Raw genomic sequence first — 14,362 nt, forward strand, 5'->3', positions numbered from 1 at the left:
CCACACCACTAGTATCGACCACTACTGGCGATCCTCCCACGTGCGAAACCTTCGCCACGAACAATCTCAGCTGATGGGGACCTGACCTACGACCTTCTCGCGCGATATCTCCACGATTTCAGGAGCCGCGTTCACGTCGAGCGAATAGACTAAGAACGCACACGGCATCTGTTTCAGTGCGCCATCGACGACGCCGGCCGGGGGAGGTTGTTGTGAGCGAGATCCATCGAATTCTGTTCGAACCGACGACTATCGGTTCCATCCACGTCAAGAACCGCTATGCCATGGGTCCCATGGGGCCGCTAGGCATGTCCACCGCCGAGGGCGGCTGGAACCAACGAGGAATTGACTACTACGTCCGGCGCGCTGCCGGCGGTATTGGTCTCATCATCACCGGTGTCTGCCAGGTGACGAACCCCATCGAGCATCTGCCAAGCGGCACCTTACCGAATCCGACTCTGTCTCCGGCGTCTTTCCTGCGGACATCGCGGGAAATGACCGAGCGCGTCCATGCCCATGATTCCCGCATTGTCCTGCAAGTCGGCGCCGGGTCTGGCCGCGTCATTATGCCGGTCGTACTGCGTCAGGGAGAACGTCCAGCAGCACCGTCAGAAATCCCCTATAAGTGGAATCCACACATCACTTGTCGCGAGATCACCACCGACGAGATCCACCAGATCGTCGCCCAGTTCCGCATCGCTGCAAAAGTGGCCTATGAGGCCGGGTTTGACGGGATCCAAGTGCATGCATGCCACGAGGGCTACCTTCTGGACCAATTCGCCACCGAGAAGTTCAACCATCGCACCGACGAGTACGGCGGTTCCCTCGAAAACCGGCTGAGATTCCCGCGCGAGATCGTCGAAGCCATCCACGAAACAGTCGGAGACGACTTCCCAGTACAAATCAGGTTCTCGCCAAAGTCCATGATGAAGGATTGGAATGTCGGCGCCCTCCCCGACGAGGACTTTGAGGAGGTCGGCCGCGACATGCCCGAGGGCATTGAAGCGGCCCGCCTGCTGCACTCTTACGGCTACGAGGCGCTTGATATTGATGTTGGATGCTATGACGCCTGGTTCTGGAATCATCCGCCGATGTACCAGGCCAAGGGGTTGTACCTGCCTTATGCCTCCGAACTCAAGGAAGCCTTACCCGATATTCCGCTCATCGTCGCAGGCAGGATGGACGATCCCGATCTTGCCGCTAATGCTGTTTCTGACGGGATCGTCGACATGGTGTCCCTCGCCCGTCCGACACTGGCGGACCCGGACATCGTCGTCAAACTGCAGACCGACCACGCCGAGCGGGTGCGTCCCTGCATCTCTTGTCAGGAGGGCTGCCTTGGTCGTATCGGCACGTACACCGTCCTCAACTGCTCGGTGAACCCCGAAGCCGGACGCGAGGCCGACACCCACCTGCACCCGGTGCTACCGCACGATGCCAAGCGGGTGCTCGTCATCGGAGCTGAGCTGGCCGGCATGGAGGCCGCACGAGTTCTCAGTGAGCGCGGACACGAGGTCGTCATCGTCGAGGCCAGCAACCACATTGGCGGAGTCGTCCTCGCAGGTGGTCAACCCTCCTTCAAGGAGGACGACCTAGCTCTACTCGAGTGGTACCGCACCACCTTGGAAGAGCTGGGTGTGGAGATTCGGCTCAACACTCCCGCGACGGCTGACCTTATCGCCTCTTTCGGGGCCGATCACATCATTTTGGCGACCGGATCGACGCCGCGTCGACTCAACCTGGGTGATGATACCAAGGTCATTGACGCCACCGACGCCCTACTCAACCGCAACGCCTTGGGTAGCAAAATTGTCATCATCGGTGGCGGATTGACGGGCTGTGAGCTGGCCCTCGCGATGAGAGAAGTCGACGCCGAGGTGACAATCATCGAAGCCGAGGCCAATATCCTCACCCATAATGCCCCGCTGTGTGTTGCCAACGAGGATATGCTGCGTCGCTTAGTGCCATTCCGCGGCATCACGGTGATGGCAGACGCCAAGGCTCTGCACACCACGCCAAAGGGATTGATGACCGAAGTCAACGGCCACGAGCAAGAAATACCAGCCGACACCGTGGTCACCGCTATCGGATACCTACCCGAGCAGGATCTTCGTGGTGCCGTCGAGGCGACTGGGCTACCGTTCAACGTCATCGGTGACGCTCGCAAGCCGGCCAACATCATGTACGCAATCTGGGACGCCTACGAGGTCGCAGCCGTAATCTGACCAATCCAGACTGTGTCTGTTGGTGGCAGTCAGAGCCCGGGGGTCTTCCTGACCACCCGGGCTATTCGTCGGTTCACACGTTGAAGCCAATTGCCTGAAGCTGCGCCCGACCATCGTCGGTGATGCGCTCCAGGCCCCACGGCGGCAACCATACCCAGTTGATCGTCACGGACTTCACAATCCCCTCCAACACGGTCTGGGTGTCGTATTCCAGACGATCAGTCAACGGACACGTAGGGCTCGTCAGCGTCATATCAATAGTGACATTGCCCTCGCCATCGATATTGACCCCGTAGACGAGACCGAGGTCAACAACATTAACCATGAGTTCAGGGTCAATGACATCCTTCATTGCCTCGATGACGTCATCAACAGTCGGCATCGCCGTCAGCGTCACCTCTTGGCCGGGAAGTGCGTTCTCCTCGCTCATCGGCTCTCCTCCTTCGTCTCGTTGCTGTCAGTTCCTGAAACAGAACCGACCTTGTCCGGGGAGCCCTCGGTCACCTTTAGCAGACTGTCTTCCAGAGCTGACCAACCGAGCATCGCGCACTTCACCCGGGCCATGAGCTTGGCAACTCCCTCGAAAGCCACGGCATCCTCGTAGATATCCTCGTCAAGCTCGACGGTGCCACGCGAGCGCATCATTTCCTGAAAGCCCCGATAAAGGTCCTGAGCCTCACCAATAGTCTTACCAATAACAAGATCCGTCATAACAGACGTCGATGCCTGCGAAATCGAACAACCCACAGCATCATAAGACACGTCAGTAATGACGTCGCCATCTACATGCACCCGCAGCAACAACTCGTCCCCACAAGACGGGTTGACCTGGGTTACCTCGGCGTCATAGCCCTCACGCAGACCGCTGTGATGCTTCTCCCGGTAGTGGTCCAGGATGATCTGCTGGTACATCTCTTCGACGTTCATGCCGCACCTCCGGCGAAAAAGTTCCGAGCGTACTCGACAGATTCGACGAGGCGATCCACCTCGTCGGTGGTGGAGTACAAGTATGACGACGCACGGAGGGAGGACTGTATTCCCAATCTCTCATGCAACGGCCTGGCGCAGTGGTGACCGCCTCGCACCGCAACGCCATGACCATCCATGATGCTCATCGCATCATGCGGATGCACCCCCTCGATGGTGAAGGACACCGTTCCGATACGAGCGGTGGCGTCGCTTGGTCCGAGGATGTGCACTCCCTTGACGGTCTGGAGCTCTTCGAGCATCCGAGCAGCCAGCTCATGTTCGTGCTCGGCGATGGCCTGCATCCCGATGCCATCTAGGTAGTCGGCGGCCACCCCGAGGGCAGCCAGCTGTGCGATCGGCGGGGTGCCTGCCTCAAAACGATGCGGAGGCTCGGCGTAGGTCGATCCCTCCATGCGCACGACCTCGATCATCTCGCCGCCTCCGAGGAAGGGCGGTAGCTCAGCGAGGAGGTCATAGCGTCCCCAGAGAATGCCGATACCCGTCGGACCGCACATCTTGTGACCGGTGAAGGCCACCAAATCAGCACCCAAGGTCGTCATATCGACAGGCATCTGAGGCACAGCCTGAGATGCATCGACGACCATGACGGCACCGACGGAGTGGGCCTGCTCGGCGATCATCCCGATGGGGTTGATCGTCCCCAGCACGTTCGAGGCCAACGTCAACGAGACGACCTTGGTGCGCCCATTAATGAGCCCCTCCGCCTCAGCCTTCTCGAGGTCGAGCCGGCCGTCATCAGTGATGTCGAACCACCTCAGGGTGGCACCGGTGCGCTGACAGATGATCTGCCATGGAACCAAGTTGGAGTGGTGCTCCATCACCGAAATGACGATCTCGTCACCAGGTCCGAGACGCTCACCCAGGGTGTACGCGCACAAATTAAGGGCTTCAGACGCGTTCGACAGAGCCACCACTTCCTCGGGGCGCGCCGCCCCGATAAACCGCGCAAGGCGTTCCCGCCCACCCTCATAAGCCTGGGTAGACTCCAACCCGAGCTGGTGCATGGCCCGTGCAACATTGGCGTTGTGACGCGCGTAGTGGTCGCTCAGAGTGTCAATAACAACCTGGGGTTTTTGGGAAGTGTTAGCCGAGTCGAGGTACGTCAACGGGTAATCCCCCACCCTGGTGGACAGGATGGGGAAGTCTTTCCTGATCTTCTCGACGTCGTAGCTCATAATGAGGCGTTGGCCTTGGCAGCGGACAGGTACTTCTCGTAGCCTTCAGCCTCGAGCTCTTCGCCCAGCTCCGGACCGCCAGTAGCGGCAACCCGACCGTCGACGTAGACGTGAACCTGTGTGGGTTTTACGTAACGCAGGATGCGGGTGTAGTGGGTGATGAGCATCAGACCATGCTCCGGATCAGTCATGTAGCGGTTGACCGTGTTGGCGACGACTTTGAGAGCGTCGATGTCCAGACCGGAGTCGGTCTCGTCAAGGATGGCGAACCTCGGGTGCAGCAATTCCAACTGAGCCATCTCGGAGCGTTTCTTCTCGCCACCAGAGAATCCCTCATTGACGGAACGCTCAGCGAAGTCCGGATCAAGCTCCTGACGGGTCAGGGTCTCGTTGACCTCCTTGACCCAGGTGCGCAGCTTCGGGGCCCGGCCTTCAATAGCGGTGCGGGCAGTGCGTAGGAAGTTGGCGACGGAGACACCAGGAACCTCGACCGGGTACTGCATCGACAGAAACAGGCCGGCACGAGCACGCTCGTCAACGGTCATGGCCAGCAGGTCCTCACCGTCGAGAGTCACGGAACCACCGGTGACCGTGTACTTGGGATGCCCGGCCAGGGTATATGCCAGGGTCGACTTGCCCGAACCGTTCGGCCCCATGATGGCGTGGACTTCTCCGGAATTGATAGTCAGGTCGACTCCCTTGAGGATCTGCTTGGGACCGGCCTCGGTCTCAACGTCGACGTGAAGGTCATTGATCTGCAGGGTTGCCATGGTGGTTCAGGACTCCTTGGTGATGGGATTGGCGACGTCGACGAGAACGTTGTCGCCGTCGATAGTCACGGGGTAAACGGAAAGTGGTTCGGTGGCGGGGAGGCTACGTGGCTCCCCTGTACGCAGGTCGAAGAAGGAGCCGTGCATGTAACACTCCAAGCCGCAATCGACGACCTCTCCATCGACCATTGGCACCTCGGCGTGAGTACAAGTAGCTCCAACGGCAAAGACCTCGCCGTCGGTGCGCACCAGAACGACGTCGATGCCGTCGACCTCGAACTCCTGCGGGGAGTTCTCTTTCAGGGCCGAAAGGGTAGTGACGACGGACATCAGCCCTCCTCCACCGAGGGGGAGGATCCGAGGCTCTCGACAAGTTCGGCCTCAATGCGGGCCACAAGCTCCTCAGAGATCTCGGGCACGCCGATCTTACGGACGATGTCGGTGAAGAAACCATGCACGACAAGGCGGCGGGCCTCAGCCTCCTCGACACCCCGCGATTGCAGGTAGAACAGCTGCTCGGCGTCGAAACGGCCAGTGGAGGCCGAGTGTCCGGCGCCGCGAATATTGCCGGTCTGGATCTCCAAGTTTGGTACCGCGTCGGCACGACAGCCCTCGGTGAGGACGAGATTCTTGTTTGACTCGTAGGTGTCAATGTCCTCTGCCACCGGGCGGATAAGCACGTCACCGATCCACACTGAGTGCGCATCCTTGCCCTGTAAACAGCCGCGGAAGTCCACGTGAGACTCGGTGCTGGGGGCGTTGTGATCGACAAACAGACGGTGCTCGATGTGCTGACCGGCATCGGCGAAGTAAGCGCCGAGCTGGGTCAGATTGCCGCCGGGGCCGTTGTAGGAGGCCGTCTGACAGATGCGTACGGCTTTGCCGCCGAAACTGGCCTGGGCGGTGCGGACGGTGGCGTCGCGACCAATTTCAAAGGAAACCTGAGCCCCGTGGATAGCAGCATCATCCCACTCCTGGACGAAAAGCACCGTAGCCTGTGCACCGTCGCCAATGCGGAATGTCCAGTTCTCACCGAGGTGAGCCACGCCACGGTGACGCACGATGACGGTAACTTCGGCATGGTTACCGATCTCGACGACTACGTTGTGGTGGCAGGCGATTTCATCGTTGTGACCGGCGACGGTGACTTCGACCGGGGCCTTGAGGGAGGTCTCGGCTGGGATGACGACGCGGCGATTGACGGCGTGCGGGTCAGCTGCGGCCAAGGCCGACAGACGATCCTGCGGAGTCTCGGCCAATTTCTTCAGCTCACTCGTGGCCAGGTCGGTGACGGTGATGCCGTCAGCCCTCTTGACGTCGACGTCGATGATGCCGGCCTCCTGACGTGGCTCGAGGGCGACCTCGGACAGAACCGGTATGAAGGTCTTAATCGGGGTGAACCGCCAAATCTCCTCACGCCCGGTGGGCATGGGGTGGTCAGCGATCTCCCATGATGGGGTGGGGTGCAGATGGGATTCGACGTCGTTTTCGATAGTGACGTTGTGGCCCTTGCCGGGCGCGGCAACTGGTGCGCTCAACGCGGTGTCTCTCTTTCTCGAAAAAGTGGGGTTCGTTGGGGCCGGGGTCGGATCAGCCGACCGCACCCTCCATCTGCAGTTCGATGAGTCGGTTGAGCTCCAGGGCGTACTCCATCGGCAACTCTTTGGCGATGGGCTCGATAAATCCGCGCACGATCATGGCCATCGCCTCTTCCTCAGTAAGACCACGCTGCATGAGGTAGAACAGCTGGTCCTCGCTCACCTTGGAGACAGTAGCCTCGTGAGCCATCGACACCTCGTCAGTACGGATGTCGTTGTAGGGATAGGTGTCCGAGCGCGAGATGTCGTCAACGAGCAGAGCGTCACAACGCACAGCTGAAGACGAGTGATGGGCATCCTTACCGACGGAGACCAGGCCGCGGTACGCGGAGCGCCCCCCACCCTGGGAGATCGACTTGGAGACGATTGTCGACGAGGTGTAGGGGGCCTTATGGACCATTTTGGCGCCGGTGTCTTGGTGCTGGCTTTCAGCAGCAAAAGCAACCGACAGTGCCTCACCCTTTGCATGGGGGCCCATGAGGTAGCAAGCCGGGTATTTCATATTGGCTTTGGAACCGATATTGCCGTCGATCCACTCCATCGTGCCGCCTTCTTCGACGTAAGCGCGCTGGGTGACGAGGTTGTACACGTTGTTCGACCAGTTCTGGATGGTCGTATAACGGCAGCGAGCGTTCTTTTTGACGATGATCTCGACGACCGCGGCGTGCAGGGAATCCGACTTGTAGATCGGGGCAGTGCAGCCCTCGACGTAGTGAACGTACGCGCCCTCGTCGACGATAATCAGGGTCCGCTCGAACTGTCCGAGATTCTCGGTATTCATACGGAAGTAGGCCTGCAGCGGGATGGTGCAGTGGACACCCTTCGGCACGTAGATGAAGGAGCCACCCGACCACACCGCAGAGTTGAGGGCGGAGAACTTGTTGTCACCGAGCGGGACAGCGCTGGCAAAATGCTCGCGGAAGAGCTCAGGCTCCTCCTTGAGCGCAGTGTCAGTGTCGAGGAAGACGACACCCTGCTTGCCGAGCTCCTCGTTAATCTTGTGGTAAACCACTTCAGACTCGTACTGGGCGGCAACGCCGGCAACCAGCCGATCCTTCTCAGCCTCCGGGATACCCAGACGGTCGTAGGTGTTCTTAATATCGGCGGGAAGGTCCTCCCAGGACGCTGCCTGACGCTCCTGGGCACGCACGAAGTACTTGATCTGGTCAAAGTCAATCGTGCTGATATCGACACCCCAGGTCGGCATCGGCTTGCGCTGGAAAAGCTTGAGAGCCTTGAGCCGCATATCGAGCATCCACTGTGGCTCATGTTTCATAGCCGATATGCCACGCACGACATCCTCGGACAGTCCGCGCCGGGAAGCCGCGGCGTAAGCGTCAGAGTCGTGCCAACCATATTTGTAGCCACTCAGGGCAGCCAGGTGTTCGTCTTGACTGGCACCGGCGCCCGGGAGGCTTGCGGGAGTGTCAACCTGGGTCATGAATGGTCCTTTCGGATGGATGGACTCTTGGACGGCTCGGCTAGTGCCCGACGAGTAATCTCAACATCGACGGGAACGTGGGTAGTGCATACCCCGTCACCGTGCGCGATCGTCGCCAACCGCTGAACGTGAGACCCAAGGAGTTCCGAAAACAGCTGAGTCTCGACATTGCACAGCTGCGGGAAGACCTTGGCCACCTCCGCTACGGGGCAATTATGTTGACAGATCTGTTGCCCCGCACCAGCTGGTTGAATGGTGGCCACATAGCCGTCGGCCGACAGTACCTCAGCCAGCAGCTGAGCCGGGACTTCGTCGGGGCGCGCCTGACGCAGCGCTCGGTAACGCGACTCGATGTCATCGACTCGAGCCTTAGCCACCGCGTCAAGAGCAGAGGGGCCCGCTGCATCGGCAAGTTGCCGAAGGGCCGATATCGCCAGGTCGTCGTAGGCGGTGTAATAGTCGGCACGCCCGTGATCGGTCAGGAAGAACACGCGGGAAGGTCGGCCCCTTCCGCGAGCTCCAAAGACCTTCTTCTCACGGGAATCGACGAGACCCCGACTCACAAGAGCACTGAGATGGCGACGTACCGCCGCCGCTGTCAGACCAAGACGATCGGCCAGTTCACTGGCCGTCGACGGACCATTGTGCAGGATGGACGACATCACACGATCTCTCGTGGGGCTGTCCGCAGTCTCCTGCTCGTGCTCGCCGACGATGTCGCGACCTGCGACGGCCACCTCGGTGTCGGTCGAATTTTTCACAACTCCATTGTTGCCTAAAAGAGGACTGGTGCAAGTAAGTCAGCCCTAAGACGAAGCTGCGAGCAGCCTACTCTTCGAAAACCCAATAATTACTGCCGTCATCGCACCGACATACAGAACAGGAACGACAGCCCCAACCGCATCTCACATGCATACACACGCTGAGAGAAAACTCACATCAAACACCCTGGACACCCATGAAAGATTTTGCAAGAATTGCGTCAGCTTGCAAGGCAGTGACAACGAAATGTCCTCCTAATGTAAGAACCCTCGCTCGACGATGAGCGTCGAGCTGCCTCGAAAGGTGTGACCCCATGTCCGACATCACCCGTCGCTCAATGCTCCTTGGAAGCCTCGGTGTTGCTGCCATCGGCGTCCTGTCCGCATGTGGTGGCAACGACTCCCCCTCCACATCCGCGTCCTCGTCATCAGGTAAGAACTCCTCCGCAGCTGGAGCCGCCGGCTCAATCTTGGTGTGGACCGACTCCAACCGTGAACCCGTCTTGCGCAAAGTTGCCGAGCAGTTCAAATCCGACACCGGCGTCACCGTCAAACTAGCCGTCAAAGACTTCGCCAAGATTCCCGACGACTTCATCACCCAGGCGCCCACCGGCAAGGGCCCCGACGCCGCCATCGCCGCCCACGACGCCACCGGGCGCATGGTCCAAAATGGCGTTATCGCCCCCTTGGAGCTCGGTGAAATCTCCGCCTATCAGGACGTCGCCATCCAGGCGTTTACCGTCAACGGCAAGATCTACGGCGTCCCCTACGCCACCGAGAACATCGCCCTAGTTCGCAACACCACATTCGTCAAGGACGCCCCGAAGACCTTCGACGACATGATCGAGATGGGCAAGAAGTCCGGGGCCAAGTACCCCTTCCTCGTCGGTTTGGATCCCAAGCAGTCAGATCCGTACCACCTGTACCCATTCCAGGCCTCCTTCGGGGCTCCGGTCTTTGAGCTCAAGGACAAAGGATTCGATTCCAGCAAGGTCGCCATGGGAGGTACCAACGGCGAGAAATTTGCCTCCTGGCTAGCCGATCAAGGCAAGACCAAGAACTTCAACCTAAACGTGTCTCAAGACATATCGAAGGATCTGTTTGCTAAGGGCCAGGCAGCATTTATCCTCACCGGCCCCTGGAGCCTCGACAGTTTCACAAAGGCCGGCATCAAGTATGAGATCAGTGAGGTCCCCTCAGCAGGTGATCGGCCCGCCACACCGTTCGTCGGCGTCCAGGGGTTCTGGATGAGCGCCAAGACTAAAGACGCCGTCGCCACTCAAAAATTCCTCGTCGAGTACATAGGAAACCCCAACGTCCAAACCGAACTGTTCAAAGTTGGACACCGTCCGCCGGCCAGCAAGCAGGCTTTTGAGAAAGCCAAAACTGATAAAGACGTCGCCGCATTCGGTGCCGTCGGTCAAAAGGCCGTCCCGATGCCAAACATCCCGGCCATGGGCTCAGTGTGGGCCGACTGGGGCGTTGCTCAGGCCGAAATTATCAGCGGCAAGGCCTCTAACCCGAAGGCCACCTGGGACGCAATGGTCAAGGCCATCGACGACAAGATCAAGAAAGTCTGATCGCCGCTATCTGGTGGGGCATACCGCATAGTATGCCCCACCCTCGCAACGCCAATGACGGCGTTTCCTATGACCCGTGGAATCGGAGAATCCCCACATCATGTCGTCATCGTTAACCATCAATCGCAAGGCCCGAGAAAAACGTGTCGCCGCAGCGAGCGGCAAGTACTCCGGGTCGCTGTGGGCCTGGATCACCAAGATCGCCTTGCTCGGCATCCTCGACGCCATCGCCGTCTACGGCGTTATGACCGCTATTGCTCACAGTTCACCCCTGATGGCCATCGTCATCGCTGCTGTCGCCATCATCGTTACCGTCATATACTTGCCGCCCAACCGGATGTTGCCTGCCAAGTATCTGGCACCGGGCATCATCTTCATGGTTATCTTCTCGGTAGGCGTAATGGCCTATACGATCTATGTGGGTTTCACGAATTATGGTGACGGCCACAACGGCAGCCGTGACGACGCCGTCGCCGCCATCCAACGCAACCACCAGGAACGCGTCCCCAACGCTCCGGCGTACAACTCTAGCGTCGCCGAAAAGGACGGCAAGCTGGCCCTGATCGTCATTGACCCCGGCACCAAAAAGGTACACGCTGGCACTCCCAACCAACCTCTAGAACCGGTCGAGGGAGCTGAGCTTAACTCTTTAGGCAAGATCAAGAATCTTCCGGGTTACCGCGTCCTCCCTTTCTCCGAGGTGTCCCAGCGCAGTAACGAGATCTCCCAGTTGCGGGTTCCCGTCTCCAAGGACTCTTCGGCTGGATTCATCCGCACCACCACCGGCTCGCAAGCCTTCGAGTTCATCTCGACGATGACCTACGATAAGAAAGCCGGGACGATGACCGATAAAAAGGGCACCGTCTATAGGGACAATGGGCGTGGCAATTTCGTTTCAGCTTCTGGTAAATCGCTAGAGCCAGGCTGGAAAGTTACCGTCGGGTTCTTCAACTTCAAGAAGGCTCTCACCGACCATGGCGTACGTGGGCCATTCCTACGAGTAACAGCGTGGACGTTCGCCTTCGCGGTGCTGTCGGTACTCACCACCTTCGCCCTCGGTCTCGCCCTGGCCCTGTTATTCAATGACGCATCTATGAAGGGGCAGAAGACCTACCGGATACTCATGCTGCTGCCCTACGCCTTCCCGTGCTTCTTGTCGGCCCTGGTGTGGTCAGGCATGTTCAACCAAGAGTTCGGCTTTATCAACCAAGTATTGTTGGGCGGAGTATCGATCCCATGGCTGACTAATCCTTGGATTGCTAAGGCAGCCGTTCTCATCGTCAACTTGTGGCTGGGCTTCCCCTACATGTTCATCGTCTCGACGGGTGCCCTGCAGTCCATCCCATCCGACATTCTGGAGGCTTCTCGGCTCGACGGCGCAAGCACTTGGCGAATCTTTACCAAGATCAAGCTTCCGCTGCTCATGGTGCCACTAGCCCCGCTGCTCATCAGTTCTTTCGCCTTCAACTTTAATAACTTTGTCCTCATCTACATGCTGACTCTCGGTGGCCCCCGGTTCACCGACACCAGCCTCGACGTCGGCGCTACCGACATCCTTATCTCGATGGTGTACAAGGTTGCCTTCTCTGGAGCTCAACGCGACTATGGCCTGGCGAGCGCTTTCTCTGTCATCATCTTCATCATTGTTGGCGTGATCTCCTGGCTCGGGTTCCGCCAGACCAAATCCCTTGAGGAGGTCAACTGATGAGCACCGCAACGGTGTCTTCTGCAATCAAAGATGCCAACCGCAACACCCCGTTTTCTAAGCGGTTCAAGTCGCAGTGGTGGCGTCACCTCCTTGGCATCATCGCCGTAGTCTTCGCGGCCTTCCCCCTGGTCTATGTCCTCTCGGCCTCCCTCGCACCGGGTGGCACCCTGACTGGTTCGAACAAACTGTTCTCCCAGACCGACTTCTCGAATTACTCCAAACTCGTGAGTGACCCGGTGCGTCCTTATGCGCAGTGGTACCTCAACACCCTCATCATCGCCGCTGTCACCGCAGTGCTAACCGTCTTCCTGGGAGCGCTGGCCGCCTACAGCTTCTCTCGGATGCGCTTCAAAGGACGCCGTGGCGGGCTGTTGGCCCTCATGCTGGTGCAGATGTTCCCGCAGCTGCTGACGGTTGTCGCCATCTTCCTACTGCTTACCTGGCTCGGTGACGTCTACCCGGTGTTGGGCATTGGGTCAAGATTGGCTCTCATCATGGTCTATTTGGGCGGCGCTCTGGGAGCGAATACCTACCTCATGTACGGATTCTTCAACACCGTGCCACAATCCCTTGACGAGGCAGCACGAGTGGACGGTGCCGGCCACGCCCGTATATTCTTTACCCTCATCCTGCCGTTAGCAGCCCCCATTCTGGCGGTCGTGGGTCTACTGAGCTTTATTGGCTCCTTTACCGAGTATGTCGTGGCCTCAGTGATCCTCGGCGCTGACCCGCACACCTCCACCCTGGCCATCGGCTTGTACCAGTACGTGTCCACCGAAAACAGCTCTAACTGGGGTGTCTTCGCGGCCGGCGCTGTCCTCGCCGCCCTGCCCCCGATGGTGTTGTTCCTGTGGCTCCAAAAGTACATCGTCTCCGGTCTGACCGGCGGAGCCGTCAAATGATGCTGACACGTTGCCGGGAGGAAATATGAGCGGACCAACTTTGGCTGATATTGCCTATCAAGCGGGCGTAAGCCAGGCGACCGTCTCGCGAGTCCTCAACGACAAGCCTGGAGTATCTAGCCCCACCCGGCAGTGTGTCCTCACCGCCCTCGACGTACTGGGGTATCAACGCCCCACCCATCTCAAACCCGTCACTACCGGCCTGGTGGGGCTCATCGTTCCTGAACTCACCAATCCGGTCTTCGCGAGCCACGCCCAAGCCATTGAGACCTTGCTCTCTAGGGAGGGGTACGCCACTGCGGTGTGTACCCAAGCCCCCGGTGGCATGCGTGAGGATGACTACATCCGGGTTCTGCAGTCGCGTCAGGTCGCCGGGATCATCGTCATGTCGGGGTCTCACGCCGACACCACGGCAGACATGTCTACCTACCACGAACTGGTTGACGTCGGACTTCCGTTGGTTCTTGTCAACGGTTACTCCCCCAGCATTGCGGTTCCCCAGATCAGTGACGACGACATATCTGCCATGGATCAGGCCGTTGCGCACTTGGTTGGGTTAGGTCACAAGCACCTAGGTCTAGCCGTCGGTCCGCGACGATACGTTCCGGTGCAACGTAAGGAACAGGGTTTGCGGGCTGCCATGGATCGTCATCTCGAGGGACGGGGCAGGGTCACCGTCAGCAATACGGTCTTTTCTGTTGACGGCGGGGCTCGTGCTGCTGTTGATTTGCTCGGCCAAGGGGTCAACGCCATCATCTGCGGCTCCGACCTGATGGCCTTGGGAGCGATTCGCGCCGCAAGGGCGCAAGGATTATCGGTTCCCGATGATGTATCAGTGATTGGGTGCGATGACTCGGACCTCATGAGGTACACCGATCCTCCACTAACGAGTCTTCGTCAAGACGTCGAGCTTATTTCCACGATGGCGGTCCAATCCCTCATGGGGTCAATTCGCGGCGACACCGCCTTCTTCGGTGAGCGCCTGGTGCGACCCGAGCTCGTCATCCGGGGTACGACGGCATCGGCCCGAGCGTCGACCATGAATCCCTCGGTGAGCCGCCAACACTCAGCCGCGCTGTGCCTATGAGCGATACCCGCTTCGCCCGGTGACATTCTGCACATCACGACTCTGACTGCTGACAAGGGGACCATCACGTCATACGGTTAGAAGTAGGCCTGCACGGATGCAGGTACACGAGAGCTCTCAGGAGA

14 protein-coding genes are annotated in these 14,362 nt (G+C 59.2%); 5 read left to right on the forward strand and 9 right to left on the reverse strand.

The features are described from left to right. The first annotated feature begins 212 nt into the window (after nucleotides 1–212). On the forward strand, nucleotides 213–2,225 hold the full coding sequence (locus ACOYO3_RS09000; protein ID WP_002524792.1) for an FAD-dependent oxidoreductase: 2,013 nt from the start codon (nucleotides 213–215) through the stop codon (nucleotides 2,223–2,225). 73 nt (nucleotides 2,226–2,298) lie between these two features. Here ACOYO3_RS09000 and ACOYO3_RS09005 read toward each other — a convergent pair whose 3' ends face one another. The 9 genes from ACOYO3_RS09005 to ACOYO3_RS09045 all read right to left on the reverse strand — a co-directional run bounded on the left by ACOYO3_RS09005 (nucleotide 2,299) and on the right by ACOYO3_RS09045 (nucleotide 9,450). After that, entirely contained in the window at nucleotides 2,299–2,655 is a 357-nt protein-coding gene (locus ACOYO3_RS09005) for a metal-sulfur cluster assembly factor (RefSeq protein WP_002516993.1), read from the reverse strand. Beyond that, nucleotides 2,652–3,152, reverse strand: coding sequence for a Fe-S cluster assembly sulfur transfer protein SufU (gene sufU / locus ACOYO3_RS09010; protein ID WP_002516914.1), 501 nt, complete (start codon nucleotides 3,150–3,152; stop codon nucleotides 2,652–2,654). Before sufU ends, ACOYO3_RS09005 begins: the two co-directional genes overlap by 4 nt. Continuing rightward, entirely contained in the window at nucleotides 3,149–4,390 is a 1,242-nt protein-coding gene (locus tag ACOYO3_RS09015; protein ID WP_002524793.1) for an aminotransferase class V-fold PLP-dependent enzyme, read from the reverse strand. Before ACOYO3_RS09015 ends, sufU begins: the two co-directional genes overlap by 4 nt. Further along, on the reverse strand, nucleotides 4,387–5,160 hold the full coding sequence (gene sufC, locus ACOYO3_RS09020) for a Fe-S cluster assembly ATPase SufC (RefSeq protein WP_002524794.1): 774 nt from the start codon (nucleotides 5,158–5,160) through the stop codon (nucleotides 4,387–4,389). Before sufC ends, ACOYO3_RS09015 begins: the two co-directional genes overlap by 4 nt. Before the next feature lie 6 nt (nucleotides 5,161–5,166). Then, nucleotides 5,167–5,490: a non-heme iron oxygenase ferredoxin subunit gene (locus ACOYO3_RS09025; RefSeq protein ID WP_002516953.1), complete on the reverse strand. Its 324-nt coding sequence runs from the start codon at nucleotides 5,488–5,490 to the stop codon at nucleotides 5,167–5,169. Further along, entirely contained in the window at nucleotides 5,490–6,590 is a 1,101-nt protein-coding gene (gene sufD, locus ACOYO3_RS09030) for a Fe-S cluster assembly protein SufD (protein ID WP_002519282.1), read from the reverse strand. Before sufD ends, ACOYO3_RS09025 begins: the two co-directional genes overlap by 1 nt. Before the next feature lie 160 nt (nucleotides 6,591–6,750). After that, nucleotides 6,751–8,199 (reverse strand): Fe-S cluster assembly protein SufB, encoded by a 1,449-nt coding sequence (sufB, locus tag ACOYO3_RS09035; RefSeq protein ID WP_002518390.1) that lies wholly within the window; start codon nucleotides 8,197–8,199, stop codon nucleotides 6,751–6,753. Further along, a complete protein-coding gene (locus tag ACOYO3_RS09040; RefSeq protein ID WP_002516977.1) occupies nucleotides 8,196–8,960 on the reverse strand; it encodes a helix-turn-helix transcriptional regulator in 765 nt (254 codons plus the stop codon). Before ACOYO3_RS09040 ends, sufB begins: the two co-directional genes overlap by 4 nt. Nucleotides 8,961–9,138: 178 nt before the next feature. Next, nucleotides 9,139–9,450, reverse strand: a complete 312-nt coding sequence (locus ACOYO3_RS09045) for a hypothetical protein (RefSeq protein ID WP_002520253.1) — start codon at nucleotides 9,448–9,450, stop codon at nucleotides 9,139–9,141. Between ACOYO3_RS09045 and ACOYO3_RS09050 the strand changes: the two genes are divergently transcribed. The 4 genes from ACOYO3_RS09050 to ACOYO3_RS09065 all read left to right on the forward strand — a co-directional run bounded on the left by ACOYO3_RS09050 (nucleotide 9,434) and on the right by ACOYO3_RS09065 (nucleotide 14,237). Continuing rightward, nucleotides 9,434–10,540, forward strand: coding sequence for a sugar ABC transporter substrate-binding protein (locus ACOYO3_RS09050; protein WP_002519280.1), 1,107 nt, complete (start codon nucleotides 9,434–9,436; stop codon nucleotides 10,538–10,540). The two genes, ACOYO3_RS09045 and ACOYO3_RS09050, sit on opposite strands and share 17 nt — an antisense overlap. Before the next feature lie 100 nt (nucleotides 10,541–10,640). Then, on the forward strand, nucleotides 10,641–12,245 hold the full coding sequence (locus tag ACOYO3_RS09055) for an ABC transporter permease subunit (RefSeq protein WP_002524796.1): 1,605 nt from the start codon (nucleotides 10,641–10,643) through the stop codon (nucleotides 12,243–12,245). Beyond that, nucleotides 12,245–13,150, forward strand: a complete 906-nt coding sequence (locus tag ACOYO3_RS09060; protein WP_002518395.1) for a sugar ABC transporter permease — start codon at nucleotides 12,245–12,247, stop codon at nucleotides 13,148–13,150. The genes ACOYO3_RS09055 and ACOYO3_RS09060 overlap by 1 nt, the downstream gene beginning before the upstream one ends. 25 nt (nucleotides 13,151–13,175) lie before the next feature. Next, nucleotides 13,176–14,237, forward strand: a complete 1,062-nt coding sequence (locus ACOYO3_RS09065) for a LacI family DNA-binding transcriptional regulator (protein WP_002524797.1) — start codon at nucleotides 13,176–13,178, stop codon at nucleotides 14,235–14,237. Nucleotides 14,238–14,362 lie beyond the last annotated feature (125 nt).

Source organism: Cutibacterium sp. KBN10P07758 (genome assembly GCF_050286205.1).
Classification (GTDB): Bacteria; Actinomycetota; Actinomycetes; order Propionibacteriales; family Propionibacteriaceae; genus Cutibacterium; species Cutibacterium acnes.

Coding starts and splice junctions, on each gene's coding strand:
- ACOYO3_RS09005 (WP_002516993.1), bottom strand. CDS start 2,655: ATGAGCGAGGAGAACGCACTTCCCGGCCAAGAGGTGACGCTGACGGCG.
- ACOYO3_RS09025 (WP_002516953.1), bottom strand. CDS start 5,490: ATGTCCGTCGTCACTACCCTTTCGGCCCTGAAAGAGAACTCCCCGCAG.
- sufD (WP_002519282.1), bottom strand. CDS start 6,590: ATGCCCACCGGGCGTGAGGAGATTTGGCGGTTCACCCCGATTAAGACC.
- ACOYO3_RS09015 (WP_002524793.1), bottom strand. CDS start 4,390: ATGAGCTACGACGTCGAGAAGATCAGGAAAGACTTCCCCATCCTGTCC.
- sufU (WP_002516914.1), bottom strand. CDS start 3,152: ATGAACGTCGAAGAGATGTACCAGCAGATCATCCTGGACCACTACCGG.
- sufC (WP_002524794.1), bottom strand. CDS start 5,160: ATGGCAACCCTGCAGATCAATGACCTTCACGTCGACGTTGAGACCGAG.
- ACOYO3_RS09060 (WP_002518395.1), top strand. CDS start 12,245: ATGAGCACCGCAACGGTGTCTTCTGCAATCAAAGATGCCAACCGCAAC.
- sufB (WP_002518390.1), bottom strand. CDS start 8,199: ATGACCCAGGTTGACACTCCCGCAAGCCTCCCGGGCGCCGGTGCCAGT.
- ACOYO3_RS09065 (WP_002524797.1), top strand. CDS start 13,176: ATGAGCGGACCAACTTTGGCTGATATTGCCTATCAAGCGGGCGTAAGC.
- ACOYO3_RS09055 (WP_002524796.1), top strand. CDS start 10,641: ATGTCGTCATCGTTAACCATCAATCGCAAGGCCCGAGAAAAACGTGTC.